Annotated in this window: 11 protein-coding genes and 1 tRNA gene; 4 read left to right on the top strand and 8 right to left on the bottom strand. The window is 68.3% G+C overall.

Translation table 11 applies throughout. The annotated features are described in order from the left end of the window. The first annotated feature begins 19 nt into the window (after positions 1–19). The 3 genes from K8638_RS04405 to K8638_RS04395 all read left to right on the top strand — a co-directional run bounded on the left by K8638_RS04405 (position 20) and on the right by K8638_RS04395 (position 4,325). Positions 20–1,234 carry a beta-ketoacyl-ACP synthase gene (locus K8638_RS04405; RefSeq protein WP_255662384.1) on the top strand — a complete coding sequence of 405 codons (1,215 nt, stop codon included), beginning with the start codon at positions 20–22 and terminating at the stop codon, positions 1,232–1,234. A gap of 12 nt (positions 1,235–1,246) precedes the next feature. After that, positions 1,247–1,699 (top strand): excinuclease ATPase subunit, encoded by a 453-nt coding sequence (locus K8638_RS04400; protein WP_223753131.1) that lies wholly within the window; start codon positions 1,247–1,249, stop codon positions 1,697–1,699. A gap of 1,186 nt (positions 1,700–2,885) precedes the next feature. Then, complete coding sequence (locus K8638_RS04395; RefSeq protein ID WP_223753130.1) at positions 2,886–4,325, top strand: serine/threonine-protein kinase; 1,440 nt, start codon at positions 2,886–2,888, stop codon at positions 4,323–4,325. 119 nt (positions 4,326–4,444) lie between these two features. On the opposite strand, the gene K8638_RS04390 is transcribed toward K8638_RS04395, so the two are convergent. Continuing rightward, a complete protein-coding gene (locus K8638_RS04390; protein WP_223753129.1) occupies positions 4,445–6,229 on the bottom strand; it encodes a DEAD/DEAH box helicase in 1,785 nt (594 codons plus the stop codon). Between the two features lie 172 nt (positions 6,230–6,401). Here K8638_RS04390 and K8638_RS04385 point away from each other — a divergent pair, with 172 nt between their 5' ends. Then, the gene (locus tag K8638_RS04385; RefSeq protein WP_223753128.1) at positions 6,402–6,632 is read left to right on the top strand and encodes a hypothetical protein; all 231 of its coding nucleotides are present in this window, start codon (positions 6,402–6,404) and stop codon (positions 6,630–6,632) included. Positions 6,633–6,703: 71 nt separating this feature from the next. Here the strand turns inward: K8638_RS04385 and K8638_RS04380 are convergent, their stop codons facing one another. From K8638_RS04380 to gap, 7 genes are all read right to left on the bottom strand, one after another. Then, entirely contained in the window at positions 6,704–7,627 is a 924-nt protein-coding gene (locus K8638_RS04380; protein WP_223753127.1) for a type VI immunity family protein, read from the bottom strand. After that, positions 7,624–8,451: a hypothetical protein gene (locus K8638_RS04375; RefSeq protein WP_223753126.1), complete on the bottom strand. Its 828-nt coding sequence runs from the start codon at positions 8,449–8,451 to the stop codon at positions 7,624–7,626. The genes K8638_RS04380 and K8638_RS04375 overlap by 4 nt, the downstream gene beginning before the upstream one ends. 98 nt (positions 8,452–8,549) lie before the next feature. Beyond that, a tRNA-Leu gene (locus tag K8638_RS04370) sits at positions 8,550–8,631 on the bottom strand. Positions 8,632–8,737: 106 nt separating this feature from the next. Further along, the gene (gene secG, locus K8638_RS04365; protein WP_223753125.1) at positions 8,738–9,172 is read right to left on the bottom strand and encodes a preprotein translocase subunit SecG; all 435 of its coding nucleotides are present in this window, start codon (positions 9,170–9,172) and stop codon (positions 8,738–8,740) included. 100 nt (positions 9,173–9,272) lie between these two features. Next, positions 9,273–10,046, bottom strand: coding sequence for a triose-phosphate isomerase (tpiA, locus tag K8638_RS04360; protein ID WP_223753124.1), 774 nt, complete (start codon positions 10,044–10,046; stop codon positions 9,273–9,275). 47 nt (positions 10,047–10,093) lie between these two features. Then, entirely contained in the window at positions 10,094–11,281 is a 1,188-nt protein-coding gene (gene pgk, locus K8638_RS04355; protein ID WP_223753123.1) for a phosphoglycerate kinase, read from the bottom strand. 35 nt (positions 11,282–11,316) lie between these two features. Beyond that, a complete protein-coding gene (gene gap, locus K8638_RS04350; RefSeq protein ID WP_223753122.1) occupies positions 11,317–12,327 on the bottom strand; it encodes a type I glyceraldehyde-3-phosphate dehydrogenase in 1,011 nt (336 codons plus the stop codon). Positions 12,328–12,366: the final 39 nt, after the last annotated feature.

The raw sequence follows: 12,366 nt of genomic DNA, 5'->3' as shown, positions 1-12,366 counted from the left end.
GCGTGTGGTGGTGACCGGCATGGGAGCCCTCAGCCCGCTTGGCCATGACTGGCCGACGGTGGAGGCGCGGCTGAAGTCGCGCCGCAATGCCGTGCAGGTAATGGAGGAGTGGAAGCAGTACGACGGGCTGAATACCCAGGTGGGTGCTCCCGCGGCGCCCTTCGAGCTGCCGCCCCAGACGTACTCCCGCAAGACGATGCGGGGCATGGGCCGGGTGGCCCTGCTGGCGACGCGCGCCAGCGAGCTCGCGCTCAGCGACGCCGGGCTCCTGGGCGACCCGCTGGTGAAGAGCGGGAGGATGGGAATCTCCTACGGCTCGTCCGCGGGCACGCCGGCCAACATGGGCGACTTCGGCCGGATGATTACCGAGAAGACCACCGAGGGCATCACCGCCACGACCTACGTGCGGATGATGTCCCACACGGCCGCGGTGAACATCGGCGTCTTCTTCGGTGTCACGGGGCGCATCATCACCACCTCCAGCGCGTGCACCTCGGGGAGCCAGGGCATCGGCTACGCCTACGAGGCCATCAAGCTGGGGCGGCAGGTGGCCATGCTCGCGGGAGGCGCCGAGGAGCTCGACGCCACCGGGGCCGCCGTGTTCGACACCCTGTTCGCCACCAGCACGAAGCACAACGAGACGCCGGAGCTGACGCCGAAGCCCTTCCACGCGCAGCGGGACGGACTGGTGCTGGGGGAAGGCGCCTGCACCCTGGTGCTGGAGGAGCTGGAGCACGCCCGGGCTCGCGGCGCGAGGATTCACGCCGAGCTCATCGGCTACGGGACGAACAGCGACGGGCGCCACATCACCCAGCCCCACGCGGAGACCATGGCCCAGGCCATGCGGCTGGCCCTGGAGGACGCGGGGGTGGCGCCCTCGGCCGTCGGGTACGTGAATGCCCACGGCACGGCGACGGAGCACGGGGACATCGCGGAGACCACGGCGACGAATCTCGTCTTCGGCGAGCGGATGCCCATCTCCTCGCTCAAGAGCTACATGGGCCACACGCTGGGCGCCTGCGGGGCGCTGGAGGCGTGGATGAGCATCGAGATGATGCGCTCCGGCTGGTTCGCCCCGACGCTCCACCTGGAGCGCGAGACGGTGGATCCCCACTGCGGGCCCCTGGACTACATCACGGGTGAAGGTCGAAGGATTCAGACCGACATCGTCATGAGTAATAACTTCGCCTTCGGCGGCATCAACACGTCGTTGGTCTTCCGCCGGTGGGAGTGACCGAGGAACACGATGAAGAAGGCAATGACCCTGGCCCTGCTCGCGCTCACCCTCTCCAGCCCGGCCATGGCCCGCGATACCGTGGTCCGGATCAAACTCGCTGACGTGCTCAAGATGCCCGAGGCGAAGTCCAAGCTGGATGGCTCGGTGAAGTTCTACCTGGCCGGCCAGAAGACGCCGAAGGTCCTCGAGGACCTGGGCAGCGACGTCACCAACAAGAAGACCAACGGCATGGGCAAGTCGGACGAGGTGGGCTGCAAGTGGGCGACCCTCTCGGCGCTGATTGCCCTGGAGCAGAGCGCGAAGAAGCGCGGCGCCAATGCCGTGGTGGACATCGCCAGCTACTACAAGAAGAACGAGGTCAAGAGCGCCACCGAGGTCGAGTGCCATGCCGGCTCCTTCGTCATCGGCGTGGCCCTCAAGGGCACGTACGCGAAGGTTCCGGAGAAGAACGCTTCGAAGTGATGACTACCCTCCCTCTCAGGTATGGGTTGTAGGATACGTCCACAATCATCCCTGCGCAGCGACGCCTTCCTCTGGTGATCTCAGAGCATGGCCCACGGACGCGTTCAAACCCCTTGTAGCCATGGCGGAAGTCCGCCTGTATCCAGGCAATCCCGCTCCGGCCCTCTACAAGAACATGGCCATTGAGATGGCCTCGGCGCTGGTGGCGGAGCGACAGGACGGTAGCCGCCTCTTCCTGCGATACTTTCCCACGGGAGAGGTCCAACAATGGAGCAATGCCAGGGCCCGTTGGGTCACTCTTGGTATGTGCGCCCCAAGTGAAACCAACCCTCGTCGCAAGCGCCTACCCCAATGTCGCGATGGCGCTCTGCAACTGTTGCGCGAGTAGGCCCCCGGCATGGGAAGGCTGGGCAGACGGAGGAGAGAGATGAGCAAGGTGTGCACGCTTGCTGCGCTCGCGGCGATGCTGTCTGGTTGCGTGAGGCCCGCCGCCTCCTGGAAGGGAACAGTGAAGTGGCCGGAGACCGAGCAGGATGAGCATGCGGTCAAGAGCATCGTCCCCCTCACAGAAGCGGGGGCCGCACTCGCCGCGGCGGCCGCCGTTCGCGAACTGGTGAGAACCAACCCCTTCCCGAGGCTCTTCTGGGGATGCGCCAGTCCTGAGCAGGGACTGGATGTCGCCGTCTTCACGGGCCCGACACCAGGCTTGTATTACGTAGTGCTTGAGGAACGCTTTGATCGGTGCGGCGGTCCGGTGGGGCGCGTTCTCGACTGGGACTATGTGTATGCAGTCACCCCTCAAGGCGAGGTGGTGGAGAAGGCCCCGCCACCGCGAGGGGACCTGCCTGCGGCCTCACCGCCACTCCCAAGCCCGCCTTTGCCCGAGCCACCACCGCCCCCTGCCGCTCCGCGTGCGGAAACAGAGACCGGAACGCCTGGGCCAACACCACCGCATTCTCCTCCGCCAGCGTCCGCCACTCCGCCTCCAGCCCTCCTTTCCCCGGCACCACTCCCCGCTGCCTCCCCGGAGCCGGGTACGCCCGAGTGAGGCTCGAGCGCAGACCGGTCACATTTCGCTCAGCTTCCGCACGGCCAGCCACTCTGCCGTCACCGCCTCCGCCTTTCGGGACGCGGATAGGCTGCCCACGGGTGAAGCGGAGCGCATTCCCCCCTCGCGAGGCGGCACATGGAGACTGGCAACCTGAACCCGGCAGTCCTCCCCCCAGGGACACGGGTGGGGCCGTGGCGCGTCGTGGGCCTGCAAGGCCGGGGGGCGTATGGCGCCGTCTACCGCGCCACCGGCGTGGAGCCGCCCGCCTCGGGCCTCGTCGCGCTCAAGCTCGCCCTCTTCCCTCGGGACGAGCGCTTCGGCCGTGAGGCGGAGCTGCTCTCCCGCGTCCGCCACCCAGCCGTCCCTCGCCTTCTCGACGCCGGTGACTGGCTGGCCCCTTCGGGCACTCCCCACCCCTACCTCGCCATGGAGCTCATCGAAGGCGTGCCCCTCTACGAATGGGCTCGACGGCAACCGCCCTCCTCACGGCAGGTGCTCCAGTTGCTCGCCAGCCTCGCACGGGCGCTGGCGGCCACCCACGCCGCAGGAGGCGTTCACCGCGACTTCAAGGGGGGCAATGTGCTGGTGCGCTCCTCCGACGCCCAGCCCTTCCTCATCGACTTCGGTGCCGGCCACTTCCTCGGCGCCTCCACGCTCACCTGGCAGCTGTTCCCTCCCGGCACTCCCGCCTACCGCGCCCCCGAGGCCTGGCGCTACGTCCTCCGCGCCAACCCCGACTCCGCGCCGCCCTACCCCGCCGGGCCTGCCGACGACGTCTTCGCCCTGGGCGTCACCTCCTACCGCCTCCTCACCGAGCAGTACCCTCCCTCCACGGACCCGGAGCTGGAGGAATCGCGCCCCTGGTACCACGAGGGCTCCGGCGCCCGGCCCGCGAGAGACCTCAACGACCGCTGTTGCCCCGAGCTCAGCGCCCTCATCTCCCGGATGCTCTCCGTGAAGCCCGAGGCGCGCGGCAGCGCCCGCGAGCTGGCCGAAGCCCTGGAGGCGGCCGCGCGCGCCGCGGGCCCGGAGGCGGATGTGCCTCTCTTCGCCTGGGCTGCACCTCGTGCCGTGCGGCTGCGGGCCTCTCCCCCACGGCGCGTCGCGCCCCGGGCGACAGGACAAGGCTGGCGGCCCTGGCTCATGGCGGTCAGCGTGGGAGGGACACTCGCATTCGGGGCCGGAGGAGCATTGGGCGTGTGGCTCGGGGAGGAGTCCCCGGTGGAGCCGCTCGCTTTGCGCGTGGAGGCAAAGGATGGCGGCGCGGTGGCTGTCGGAGACTCGGCCCTGACGGCTCCGGCGGCTCCCACGCAGGCGCCCTCGGCCTGGTCAAGCCCTGCCGTGGAGCTCCCTCCCAAGCCCCTCCCAGGACAAAGGCGGCCAGATGCCAGCGGCCGCTGCCCCGGGGAGCTGCACGTGCCCATCCATGGAGGCTGCTGGATCAAGCTGAACGTGGCCCTGAAGGACTGTGACAAGGAAGACGGCTACGTGTACCAGGGCGGTTGCTATACGCCCGCCCTCCCACGCGCGCGCCCTCCCATGTCGAGTCCCATGGGGCCCCCTGACCACCGGTAGCGGGTTCGTCCCGCGTCGGCCCTCCGCGTCGGGGTTTGCTTCTCTGAGCGCGGCGCGGACGGGTGGATGCAGCGCTCCGTGGAACCCAATGGCCGGCCTTGCCCCGGAGCGGCGCCCCCTCAGCCGCTGGTGGTGAGCACGAGCCGGTCGATGGCCCGCGTCATCGCCACGTAGAGCAGCCGTGCCTCGTCCCTGGCCTCCTCGGCGCCCGGCGTGGGCCTCTTCAGGCGCGGAATCGCGACGACGGGGAACTCGAGCCCCTTGCACGAGTGGAAGGTCAGCACCTTCACGCTGTCCGCGCGGGTGTCGAGGGGCACATGCCCTGCTCGCTTGCCCACGAGCTGACATGGGATGGCGGCCTTCTGGAGCCGCCGAGCGGCCGTCTCCCCCAGGGAGCCCCCTCGGTAGAGGAGTGCCATGTCCCGCCAGGCATGGCCCTCGTCATGGAGCTGCTGGAGGTGGCCCGCGACGTAGTCCAGCTCCGCTCCGAGCGAGGGCAACTGGACGACCTGGGGGCGCGGCCCGCGGCGACCCGCGGCCTGGGGGCGCAGGAGCGGAACACCGTCCTCCTCGGCCTCTTCGGGCGTCAGCAGCTCCTCGGCGAAGCCCGCGGCGAACTCGAGAATCTCCGCCGTGTTGCGGTAGTTGAGGCGCAGGATGGTGGTGCGTCCCTGGGCCTGGATGCCGACGCTGCGGAAGCTGAAGTGCCTGCGGCGGTAGATGGATTGCGCGTCGTCGTAGAGCACCAGCAGCGAGCTCGTCTCGGGAGAGACCATCTGGGTGACGAGCTTGAGCCACTCGGGCTGGAAGTCGTGCCCCTCGTCGATGAGCACCGCGCCGTACTGGCCGCGCGGGATGAGGCCGCGGTCCACCGCCAGAATCACCCGCTGCGCGAGCTGCTCCGCATACTCGCCCGGCGGGAGGCCGGACGCGGGGAGTCCCGCGTGGTAGAGGCGCAGCTGGTCGTGACACCAGCCGTGGAAGGTGCGCACCGACACCTGGTGGGTCAGGCCCCGGGCCTCGAGCAACTGCTGGAGGAATCCGCTCAGGGTGCGATTGAAGCAGAGGACGAGGATGGGCTTCTGGAGCAGCCGGGCCAGGTACTGGCAGCGGTACCCCAGAATCATCGTCTTGCCCGAGCCCGCCACGCCGTGAATCACCCGGTGCCCCTCACCGAGGCTGCGCGCCAGCTGCTCCTGCTGCAGGTCCATCACACGGATGAGGTCCGGCATCACCTCCACGGTGTCCTGCCTGGCGAACAAATCCAACTGCGAGCCGCCGATGCGCACCTCGGGGAAGATGTGCCAGCGGATGCGGTCGACCTGCGGCATGGAGAGCGGCGCGTCCGGTACCCAGGGGAACATGGCCCACAGCAGCTCCTGGAAGGCCTCCGCCGTCATGCTCTCCGCGAGCTCGTCCTTGCAGAGCACCCGGCTGGGAGGGATGGCGTGGCCGAGCTCCGCCGCGTTGAACTGGGCACGGGTGATGTGGGTGAGCACCACGCCGTAGCTCCACGGGAACGCGAGCCGGCCACGATGCGCCCCTCCGATGCGGACCAGCGCGGCGTCCCGTTCGAGCAGTGTGACGATGTCGTGCGCATAGCCCCGGGCCTGCTCGAACGGGTTCACCGTCTCCTTCGGCCCGCTCGCCGTGTGGATGACGGCCCGGCTCTTGTCGATGGAGACGAGCGTGTCCGCCTTCCAGTCCTTCACCTCGAGCACCAGCAGTCCGCGCCGGGGATGCAGCACGAGGAAGTCGGGATGGTGCCCCGTGGCTCCGATGGGGACGTCGTACCAGAGCAGGTAGTCCGCCTCGAGCTTCTCCTCGAGCTGCCGGGCAAAGCGCTTCTCCCCGGCCTGCATGCGCCGCAGACACTGGCTGAGCGAGGGGATGAGGGTCGCCATGCGTCCAGGAGTCCTTTGGGAGCCGATTTCCGTCTTTCCCGCGTAGGCACAGTGTGCCAGCCGCCCGAGGACCCCGTCCACTGGTGCCCAGAACGCCGGGTCCACCTCAGCCCTTCCCGCAGTATCCTGCTCGCCGCATGACACGAAAGAATCAACGCGACGGCACACCCAGATGAGCTACGCCGAGTTCGAGGCTTCCGCGCTACGTGGCGACTTCGGTAGGCGGGAGAAGCCACGTAGCCTCTGGGAGCTGATTCCGGACGGCGTGCACCTACCCGAGCCGGAGTTCATCGATGCGGTCAGCCGAAATCTCAGGCGGGGACGAATTGTCATCCTGCTCGTCGGCGACGGAATCCGAGAAGGCGCCGAGCAGCTCGTTGAAGTGCTGCAATCCCATGCTTGAGGTTGGGCAGAGAGGCTGAATCCGCTGACAGTCCTGGAGAGTGGTAGTCGCGGGGGCACCGCGCCCCATCCTCACTGGCAGAGCCGCCGGAACCACCGGTGCATGAACTCCCTGTTCATGGGAGGCCAGTCGCCGCCCTCCTCGCAGAGATACGGCTCCAGCAGCCGCGCCAGCGCCCGGTACTGGGGAGGGACTCCCCCCTTCGCCGTGTCGATGGCATCGGGCCACTCGTCCAGCGTCAGCAGCAGCCGCGCGTCCTCCATCGGCTCGAAGGTGACTTCCGGGAAGGAGAGCCGCTGCCGTAGCGCCTCGGTGCCCCCGAGCTGGCCGAGCAGCGGCTGTCCCAGGAACGTCAGCCAGTAGGCGCCCCGTGCCCCGGTGCCGATGACGTCGCCGGTCTCACTCAAGAGGTAGAGGTCCAGTCCCAGGTAGCGCTGGAGCAGGTCGAGGAGTTGCCTCCGAACCCCGTACCAGAGGCCGGGATGAGAGACGAAGGCGAGGCTGGCGTAACCGAAGCTGAAGGGCAGTTCGCGACCGAGCTCCAGGGCCAGCGCGCGCAGGTGGGCGGGGCCATGCTCAAGGAGGTACTCGGTGGGAAACGAGAAGGACACCGCGCTCGTGGCCCCCTTGCTCCGCGAGAACATGGGATGTTCGAGCTGTCGGCCGTCGTAGTTGAAGTGATACCCGCCCGCTTCGCCAGTCGCCTCGGCCAGCGAGACGTGCCGCGCGGCCCCCGCCCATGGGCGATCAAGGAGCTTCTTGCGGATGTGCTCCCAGCCCTGGTCATCCAGCGGCAGGGTGTCTCCATCATCCGAGCCGTACCAGTTCAGCGACTGGGGGGAGATGGCACGGCGATAGGCCTGCAACGCGCCCCACACCGCGACGGCCACCTCCTCGTGCGAGCGGCGCATGAAGAAGCAGAGGATGACCCCGTCGCGGACCTCCACATCGCCGTTCCTGTTCGGCACGCGGATGACGGGAATGTTCTTCTTCATCGCGTCATGCCCCTCCCTGGCGAGATGAGCAAGGACCTTCCCCCCAGTGCGTCCGAGTAGACCTTGCCCTGATTGGAGTCGGGATAGGCACTGTCCTCCCCGTACTGCTTCCAGCGCGGCTCGTTTGTATGAGGGCACGGAAACTTGTAGTCCAGGGTGACCACGGACCGCAGCAGGTCGTGGTCGGAATGGAGCACGAGGTCCGGCTTGATGGTGCGCCACAGCTCCTTGGTGCATCCCTCCCTGATGAGCCGCGCCTCTTCCTCCCGGCTGACCGTCTCCAGCACCCCAGCGTTGGGATAGTAGCGATAGCGCTGTTCGATGCTGTACGGCCCGGGCCACACCTCCGCCAGCACCTCACGAGCGCACTGGAGCGCCACCTCGTGCTTGCGCTGCCCCAGCAGCATGGCCCGCGTGATTCGTTCGCCGCACCCGTCCACATCCACCTCCTCACCACACTCCTGGCGTGTCGGAGCGCGGTTGCCGAAGAACGCGGCGTTGACCTGGCGCTCGGCCCGAATGGCGCACTCCACGAGGCGCTCCTCCAAATCCCCCACCGCGTTGTCGCTCTTGAGCAGCGTAAGCAGGGCGGGAACGGACTCGGCGAGGATGGAGGCCGCCACGGCCCGAGTAGCAACGGGAGCTGCCGCCCCCGCCGCCCTGCCCACGGCGGCGGCATGGCGCAGGCGGCCGGCCGTCTCCGTGTCCACGAAGCGCAGCTCTCCGCGCGGGGCTCGGTGGGGGCTGCTCGCACAGGCCGTGAGCAGGACACCGACCACCATCAGCAGCATGGGCTTCCACCACACGACTCGACGCGCGGCCATGTTCGTCTCCGGGAGACGGACGAGGTCAGCAAACCGGCGCCGTGCCCCAGAAACGAAAAAAGCCCCCGAGTCTTTCGACTCGGAGGCTTGATTCGGAGTGCCCAGGGCGGGATTCGAACCCGCACACCTTTCGGCGCCACCCCCTCAAGATGGTGTGTCTACCAGTTCCACCACCTGGGCGTTTGCTGCGACTGCGACCCGCGAACTGCGCGGACCATCTACCGGACCTATCCGGCTCACGCAACGACAATTTCAACCGACGCGTGAACCGGATTGTTCCTGACGCCTACTGCGCCGGGGCCGGAGCCGGCGGCGCGGACTGAGGAGCCGCCTCGCCCTGCCCCTGCGCCGGGTTGCCACCACCCTCGGAGGGAGGAGGCGTCTCGCCGCGCGGCTGCTCCACGGTGTCCGAAGGCGCGGGAGCCGCCCCCGGCGCCGCCGGGGCCGTCTGCGCCGGAGGCGTGGCGACCGAGCCGCCGGCCGCCACCGAGGAGCGCAGGCCCACGAAGGACAGGCCGAGCGACGTGAGGAAGAACAGCGTCGCGAAGACGCCCGTGAGCTTGCTCAGGAACGTCACGGCACCACGGCCACCGAAGGCACTCGTGGCCGCGCCGCCGCCGAGGGCAGAGCCCATGCCGGCGTCCTTACCCGGCTGCAGCAGGATGACGAAGATCATGAACACGCAGATGATGACGTGCACGATCGTGACGAAGGTCAGCATGGGAGGTCTTCCAGACGTTCCGTGAGAAGGAGGCGCACCCTACACAAACTGGCGAACAGGAGACAACTTCTTCCGCCTATCGATTCCGGACCACCCTCGCTCAGGTGGCCGCCTTGACAATGGCCGCGAAGTCGCCCGCCTTGAGGCTGGCCCCTCCCACGAGCGCTCCGTCCACGTCCGGCTGTCCCAGCAATTCCGCCGCGTTGTCCGGCTTCACGCTGCCGCCGTACTGGATGCGCACCCGCCCGGCCGTCTCCCCGTCGTACAGGCGGCCGATCAGCCCACGAATCGCCGCGTGGACCTCCTGCGCCTGCGCCGAGGTGGCATTGCGACCGGTGCCAATGGCCCACACCGGCTCATAGGCCAGGACGAAGGAGGCCACGTCCTTCGCCTCGAAGCCGGCGAGCGCCCCGCGCACCTGGCGCTCCACCACCTCCAGCGTCCGGTTCCCCTCGCGCTCGGCCAGCGTCTCGCCCACGCAGATGATGGGCGTCATGCCCGCGGCCCGCACCGCCCGGGTCCGCTTGTTCACCGTCTCGTCCGTCTCACCGAAGAACTGCCGGCGCTCCGAGTGCCCCACGATGACGTAGGCGCACCCCAGCTCCGCCAGCATCGGCGCGGAGACCTCGCCCGTGAACGCCCCGGACGCCTCCCAGTGGCAGTTCTGCGCCGCCAGCTGCAGCGGCGCGCCCTCCAGTGCCACGTGGAGCGGCTGCAGCGCCACGAACGGAGGCGCCAGCACCACCTCCACCGTGTCGCCCAGCGAGGCCACCATGCCCCGCAGCTCGCGCACCAGGGCCAGTGCCTCGGGCACCGTCTTGTTCATCTTCCAGTTGCCGGCAACGATCTTCCGACGACGAGCAGCGGCGGCCATGTGTCCCCCCAGGGGTGTGGGTTCAGGTTGCGTTGCGGGCGCGCAGCCTACTTCGTTTCCAGCGCCTTGATACCGGGCAATTCACGTCCCTCAAGGAACTCCAGGGACGCGCCACCCCCGGTGGACACGTGGCTCATCTTGTCCGCGAAGCCCATCTGCTCCACGGCCGCCGCGCTGTCACCACCACCGATGACGGTGGTGGCCTGGGTGTTGATGGACATGGCCGCGGCCACCGAGCGGGTGCCCTCGGCGAACTTCGCCACCTCGAACAGGCCCATGGGCCCGTTCCACACCACGGTGCGCGCGTCGCGGATGTGCTGGGCGTAGATGGCGCGCGTCTTGGGGCCGATGTCCAGGCCCATCATGTCCGGGGGAATGGCGTTGTCCGGCGTCTCCCTCGCCGGGCTGTTCTCCGTGGGCTCCGTCCCGACGATGTGGTCCACCGGGAGGACGAGCGGCGTCTTCAGCCGCTGCGCCGCCTCCAGCATGCGCGTGGCCAGCGACAGCTTGTCCCCCTCGACGCGGGACTTGCCCACCTCCACGCCCTGCGCCTTGAGAAAGGTGTAGGCCATGGCGCCACCGATGAGCAGCGCGTCCACCTTGGGCAGCAGGCTCTCGATGACCTTGATTTTATCGCTCACCTTGGAGCCGCCCAGGATGGCCACGAAGGGCTTCTCCGGGTTCTTGAGCACCTTGCCCAGGTACTCGATCTCCTTGCGCATCAGGAAGCCGGCGGCCTTCTCCTTCACGAAGGGCACCATGCCCGCGGTGGAGGCGTGGGCGCGGTGCGCGGTGCCGAAGGCGTCGTTGACGTAGACGTCGGCCACGGAGGCCAGCTCGCGGGCGAAGCCCTCGTCGTTGGCCTCCTCCTCCTTATGGAAGCGCAGGTTCTCCAGGACGATGACCTGCCCGTCCTTGAGCTCCTTCACCTGCTTCTTCACGCCGTCACCCACGCAGTCATCCGTGAGGATGACCTCGTGCTTGCCGCCGAGCAGCTCGGCCAGCTTCGCTGCAACTGGCTCGAGCGACAGCTTGGGGTCCGGGCCCTTGGGCCGGCCGAGGTGGGAGGCCAGGATGACCTTCCCGCCCATCTCCAGCGCCCGCCGGATGGTGGGCAGCGCCTCGCGGATGCGGGTGTCGTCCGTCACGCGCCGTCCCTCCAGCGGGACGTTGAAGTCCACGCGGATGAAGACGCGCTTCCCGGTGAGCTGCAGGTCGTCGATGTAGCGGATCATCTCGGTCCTTCCCTCTCGGTGCCCGACGGCCTGGACTAGACGCCCTTGGAGACGAGGAACTTCGCCGTGTCGACCATGCGGTTGGAGAAGCCCCACTCGTTGTCGTACCAGGCCATGACCTTCAGCAGGTTGTCGCCCATCACGAAGCAGTTCGTGGAGTCGAAGATGGCCGAGTGCGGGTTGCCGTTGTAGTCGATGGACACCGTCGCCTCGTCGCTGAACTGGAGGATGCCCTTGAGCGGGCCCTCCGCGGCCTTGCGGTAGGCGTCGATGACGGCCTCGGCGGTGACGGACTTGCTGGTGTTCACCGTCAGGTCCACCAGGGACACGTTCGGGGTGGGCACGCGCACCGCGAGGCCGTGCATCTTGCCCTTGAGCTGCGGAATCACCTCACCGATGGCCTTCGCGGCGCCGGTGCTGGTGGGAATCATGGACAGCGCGGCGGCGCGGGCGCGGCGCATGTCCTCGTGGGTGAGGTCCAGGATGCGCTGGTCGTTGGTGTAGCTGTGGACCGTGGTCATCAGGCCCTTCTCGATGCCGAAGTTGTCCACCAGCACCTTGGCGATGGGCGCCAGGCAGTTGGTGGTGCACGAGGCGTTCGAGATGACGTGGTGCTTCGCCGGGTCGTACTCGTTGTGGTTGATGCCGTAGGCGATGGTGATGTCCGGGCCCTTGGCCGGAGCGGAGACGATGACCTTCTTCGCGCCCGCCTTCAGGTGCTTCTCCGCGCCCTCGCGAGCCGTGAAGCGGCCGGTGCACTCCAGCACCACGTCCACGTTCATGCTCTTCCAGGGCAGCGCCGTCGGGTCCTTCTCCGCGGTGACGGCAATCTCCTTGCCGTCCACCACGATGCCCTTCTCGGTCGCCTTCACCGTGCCCGGCCACGTGCGGTGCACGGAGTCGTACTTGAACAGGTGCGCCAGCGCCGCGGGCTTGTCGAGGTCGTTGATGGCGACGATCTCGAGGTCCTCCTTGCGGCTGAGAACAGCGCGCAGGATGCAGCGTCCGATGCGACCGAAGCCATTGATGGCGATGCGGGTGGCCATGTCCCAGTGTCTCCTTGAAGGGCGTGAGCGCGAGCGCCC

The organism is Myxococcus sp. RHSTA-1-4 (assembly GCF_020037125.1).
Classification (GTDB): domain Bacteria; phylum Myxococcota; class Myxococcia; order Myxococcales; family Myxococcaceae; genus Myxococcus.
This window is presented reverse-complemented; position numbering and strand designations above follow the sequence as displayed.